The following is a 3700-nucleotide window of genomic DNA, read 5'->3' as shown; positions in this document are numbered from 1 at the left end:
CCAGATAGAAGAACTTTAGTTGCAGCTAAAGTCTGGGTCTCACCTTACCCGATTGGAGTACTTATTATCCATACAAACTGTTCAAGACGGATTCGCAACGCGTGGCATTTTTACTATGCGTTGGTTTTAGTGTTTAAGGTGGTATGCGGTGGCTTTGGTATTGCGTTGCTCACCCCTTAACAGGGCGTTAGTTGCCTTATCAAAATCGCACGTTCAATTTACTGTACAAGTACATGAGCGAAGACTATACTTGTTCCATTAAATGTACATGTGGAGGTTCTTATGAGAATCGTATCTTTTACTGAAGCTAGAAATAGTCTCAAAGCGGTTTTAGATGGTGTCGTGAATGATGCTGATACAACCGTAATTACTCGCCGTGACTCTGAAGATGCAGTTGTTATGTCCTTAGACTATTACAATAGCCTAATGGAAACAGTTCACTTACTTCGCTCACCTCAAAATGCGGAGCATTTGAATCGTTCAATAGCGCAGTATCGTGCTGGTAAGACAACAGCACGAGAGTTAATTGATGAGTAGTAGTCAACGTTTACTATCTTGGACTGACGATGCTTGGGATGATTACCTGTACTGGCAAACTCAAGATAAGAAAACCTTAAAACGCATTAATAAGCTTATCAACGATGTTAAACGCTCTCCATTTGAGGGTATTGGTAAACCTGAGCCACTAAAGGAAAACCTATCTGGTTTTTGGTCTCGTCGTATTGATGACACTAATAGGCTGGTTTATGCCGTAGATGACCAAGCAATCACAATAATTTCGTGTCGTTACCACTACTAAATGGCTTCATCGTCAGGCAACTAACAAACGCTTTAAGACGGATTCGCAACGCGTGGCATTTTTACTATGCGTTGATTTTAGTGATTAAGGTGGTATGCAGAAACATCGGTATTGCGTTGCTCACCACTTAAGCGGGCGTTAATTTGCTAAAGGCTAGCGGGTAACTAGCCTAAGCTGGCTCTCACATCAGCAATGGTGATGAAGAGTTTATTTCCAGCGTCTTCAAATGCTTGAAAACCATAGCGTTCATAGAAGTGTTTCGCACCGTCTTTGGCGTCAACGATAACAACTGGAAATGCAACGCTATCACTAGCAGCTAATAGCTTTCTGAGTGCGTCGATAAGCAGCCACTCACCAAAACCTTTCCCTTTGTATCGCTCATCGACAGCAAGACGGGCTATCAGACCACCAGAGGTGGATGATTGGTGCTTTTTTTGTAACTTATCAGGCAATGCCTTTAAGTAAATTGGCGTCATTGTTAGCGTGTAAAAGCCGATGACATGTGAGTTGTCGTTATCATCTTCCAAAACAAACGTTCTGGTGTTGTCCTTCTTTGCTTGCTGACTAGCCATTACTCTTAAGTAATTATTGAGAGCTTCGATGCCACAGTTGAATCGGTTTCTATCGTGTTTAGCTTTATCTAGAAGTACCGTATTCATCATTGAGTTTTGCTCTCGTATCGATCAGCTGCAGCTTTTAGTTTTGAGTTCTGTGTTGCAGGACAGTCTAAAGCTTCCATGAGCAACATAGCATCAGCTTGGCTCAGTTTTAAAGCCTGTTCACGTTCGATGACTTGTTTAGCTTTTTCGATTGCAGCGCTTAGAACAAACGAGTTGATGCTAGACATGCCAGCGATCGCGGCAGCCTTAGTAAGTAAGTCTTGTGTATCGACATCAACCCTAGCGGTGATGCGAGGCAAAGTAGTTGCCATAATGTTATCTCCTGTTGTGTCAAAATGTCACATGTGTATTATGGTCTTAAAGTGTGCAATAAGCAATCTTTGTGTCACTTTGGCACACAAACTGACAAGCATTTAAGAGTGATTCAGCACGCTTGGCATTTTTAGTTTGGGTTTAGTTCAGTGTTTACGGTGGTCAAATTAAGTGCTGTGCTTGCGTGCTTCACACCTTAATTGGGCGTTATACGAATAGAGGGAAATTATGTACAAAAATACTGATTTTAACTTGGATTCAAAAGAGTTCAGGTTTAAGAAAGACTCATATCCTTTGTCTAAGATAAACAATGTTAGGGTTAAAAAGTTAAGTTTTCTTGATAATTTAGGTCAAGTTTTATTCTGGGTGTGTGTTTTTTCAGGGGCAGTTTGGTTAGTTATTCCAAGGTTGGAAGAGGTGCCACAATGGCTACTAGTTTTAGTTCTTAGTCTGACGGTTGTAGGTTTGGTTTTTGCTCTTTTTCGTTGTTCTAAATATGCACTTCAAGTCGAGTTTCGCCACATAGATGAAACGGGCGTTCAATGGGTTAATGTCGCTAAGTCATACTCAAAGTCAGATTGTGAGTTATTTGAACAGCAAGTGTTGGCACTGAAAAAATTCGTATAACAATTGTTCAAGAGTGATTCGGCACGCGTGGCATTTTCACTATGCGTTAGGTTCAGTGGTTGAGGTGTTATGCGGAAGCTTAGGTATTGCGTGCCTCACACCTTAACAGGGCGTTATACCGCAATCAGTCATCTAACCTTTTCATGGCTTTACGGTAAACATCGCTACGTTCGCGCTTTCCAACTGCTAGGACGGTTACAATGATCACATCGTCTTCGACTTTGTAGACGAGACGGTAGCCCGATTGACGCAACTTAATTTTATACATGTTGTCAGCTCCAGACAATTTTAAAGCCGGAACATGTGGGTTATCTAAGCGCTCGATTAGCTTTTTCTTAAATTGTTGTTGCAGAGTAGAACCAAGCTTTTTCCACTCTTTGAGGGCGCTCTTTTTAAAGTCGAGTTTATAGGTCATCAATATTTACCGAAATGCTCTCTTCAGATTCACGCTCTTTAGCGATAGCGAGTAGTTCAAGATCTTCGAGTCTGTCCATCATCATTTCGTACGCTTCGGCAGGTACGCAATAAAATGCTGGTTCATTTCGGTTTAATACAGCTACAGGTTCGCCGTAAGCACTAGTTGCAACTTTCATAGGGTTAGCTTTCAACTCAGTAATGCTTGCAGCAACATCGGCTAAAATTCTAGTGGTCATATAATCGGTCTCTTAAGTGGTCTTTATGTTGGTCATTTTAGCCTCAACCAAGCGGTATAACAAGTTGCTTAAGAGTGATTCGCAACGCGTGGCATTTTTACTATGCGTCGGTTTATGTGTTTAAGGTATTATGCGGAGGCTAAGGTATTGCGTTGCTCACACCTTAGCAAGGTGTTAACAATATGGAGGTATTTGTGGACTCTGATTACATGTTACAAGTTGGGGATGAAATAGGTCTTGTTAAGGACAATCCGCGATTGTTAGTTATCGTTTCTCACTCATTTGTAGAGATGATCGTCAAAACACTATCAGATCACTATCTTCCAGAAGTGAAACTAAAAAATCACAATCAAAGGCTGGAAAAGCTTAGGAAAGAACAAGTTATTGATGAGTTCCAGTTTCAGGTTTACGATTGGTTTCGAGATCTTAGAAATAAAGCTGCGCATACACCAATATTTAGGCTCAATGACAGCGACTTCGAAGCGTTAGTCGGTCTCGTTAAAAGAGAGCAACTTGGAGTTCAATCGTTTCATCTATTTTCTATTAAGTTGATCTCTGAACTTTGGAACAAGCATTTAGATATTCTTGGTCTAGCGTACCTTAATAAATATTGCTAACAAGAGACTATGGCGTCAATAGTTAATTTTTGAGGCTATCTGTATCCCACATAACACCATCTCTTAGCATTG

Annotated in this window: 9 protein-coding genes; 5 read left to right on the top strand and 4 right to left on the bottom strand. The window is 40.9% G+C overall.

The window, feature by feature from the left end; all coding sequences use genetic code 11:
- From R7Z77_RS23690 to R7Z77_RS23680, 3 genes are all read left to right on the top strand, one after another.
- Positions 1 to 180: hypothetical protein (locus tag R7Z77_RS23690; protein ID WP_318136858.1), on the top strand; the 180-nt coding region annotated here is incomplete at its 5' end.
- Positions 181 to 282: 102 nt separating this feature from the next.
- On the top strand, positions 283 to 537 hold the full coding sequence (locus tag R7Z77_RS23685) for a type II toxin-antitoxin system Phd/YefM family antitoxin (RefSeq protein ID WP_053397282.1): 255 nt from the start codon (positions 283 to 285) through the stop codon (positions 535 to 537).
- Positions 530 to 799: a Txe/YoeB family addiction module toxin gene (locus R7Z77_RS23680; protein WP_005464459.1), complete on the top strand. Its 270-nt coding sequence runs from the start codon at positions 530 to 532 to the stop codon at positions 797 to 799. The genes R7Z77_RS23685 and R7Z77_RS23680 overlap by 8 nt, the downstream gene beginning before the upstream one ends.
- Positions 800 to 963: 164 nt before the next feature.
- Here R7Z77_RS23680 and R7Z77_RS23675 read toward each other — a convergent pair whose 3' ends face one another.
- Positions 964 to 1461: a GNAT family N-acetyltransferase gene (locus R7Z77_RS23675; RefSeq protein ID WP_064377514.1), complete on the bottom strand. Its 498-nt coding sequence runs from the start codon at positions 1459 to 1461 to the stop codon at positions 964 to 966.
- Positions 1458 to 1730, bottom strand: coding sequence for a DUF1778 domain-containing protein (locus tag R7Z77_RS23670; RefSeq protein WP_025507006.1), 273 nt, complete (start codon positions 1728 to 1730; stop codon positions 1458 to 1460). The genes R7Z77_RS23675 and R7Z77_RS23670 overlap by 4 nt, the downstream gene beginning before the upstream one ends.
- A gap of 229 nt (positions 1731 to 1959) precedes the next feature.
- Here R7Z77_RS23670 and R7Z77_RS23665 point away from each other — a divergent pair, with 229 nt between their 5' ends.
- Positions 1960 to 2358: a DUF6232 family protein gene (locus tag R7Z77_RS23665; protein WP_025519062.1), complete on the top strand. Its 399-nt coding sequence runs from the start codon at positions 1960 to 1962 to the stop codon at positions 2356 to 2358.
- A 124-nt stretch (positions 2359 to 2482) separates the two neighbouring features.
- Here R7Z77_RS23665 and R7Z77_RS23660 read toward each other — a convergent pair whose 3' ends face one another.
- A complete protein-coding gene (locus tag R7Z77_RS23660; RefSeq protein WP_206955197.1) occupies positions 2483 to 2773 on the bottom strand; it encodes a type II toxin-antitoxin system RelE family toxin in 291 nt (96 codons plus the stop codon).
- Positions 2763 to 3011, bottom strand: coding sequence for a type II toxin-antitoxin system Phd/YefM family antitoxin (locus R7Z77_RS23655; RefSeq protein ID WP_005377003.1), 249 nt, complete (start codon positions 3009 to 3011; stop codon positions 2763 to 2765). The genes R7Z77_RS23660 and R7Z77_RS23655 overlap by 11 nt, the downstream gene beginning before the upstream one ends.
- Before the next feature lie 194 nt (positions 3012 to 3205).
- On the opposite strand from R7Z77_RS23655, the gene R7Z77_RS23650 reads away from it, so the two are divergent.
- On the top strand, positions 3206 to 3628 hold the full coding sequence (locus tag R7Z77_RS23650; protein ID WP_171351422.1) for a DUF4145 domain-containing protein: 423 nt from the start codon (positions 3206 to 3208) through the stop codon (positions 3626 to 3628).
- Positions 3629 to 3700: the final 72 nt, after the last annotated feature.

The organism is Vibrio sp. 1401, assembly GCF_033340295.1.
This window is presented reverse-complemented; position numbering and strand designations above follow the sequence as displayed.

Excerpts from the sequence above, each read along its gene's own strand:
- R7Z77_RS23685 (WP_053397282.1), top strand. The coding sequence starts at position 283 with ATGAGAATCGTATCTTTTACTGAAGCTAGAAATAGTCTCAAAGCGGTT.
- R7Z77_RS23680 (WP_005464459.1), top strand. The coding sequence starts at position 530 with ATGAGTAGTAGTCAACGTTTACTATCTTGGACTGACGATGCTTGGGAT.
- R7Z77_RS23675 (WP_064377514.1), bottom strand. The coding sequence starts at position 1,461 with ATGATGAATACGGTACTTCTAGATAAAGCTAAACACGATAGAAACCGA.
- R7Z77_RS23670 (WP_025507006.1), bottom strand. The coding sequence starts at position 1,730 with ATGGCAACTACTTTGCCTCGCATCACCGCTAGGGTTGATGTCGATACA.
- R7Z77_RS23665 (WP_025519062.1), top strand. The coding sequence starts at position 1,960 with ATGTACAAAAATACTGATTTTAACTTGGATTCAAAAGAGTTCAGGTTT.
- R7Z77_RS23660 (WP_206955197.1), bottom strand. The coding sequence starts at position 2,773 with ATGACCTATAAACTCGACTTTAAAAAGAGCGCCCTCAAAGAGTGGAAA.
- R7Z77_RS23655 (WP_005377003.1), bottom strand. The coding sequence starts at position 3,011 with ATGACCACTAGAATTTTAGCCGATGTTGCTGCAAGCATTACTGAGTTG.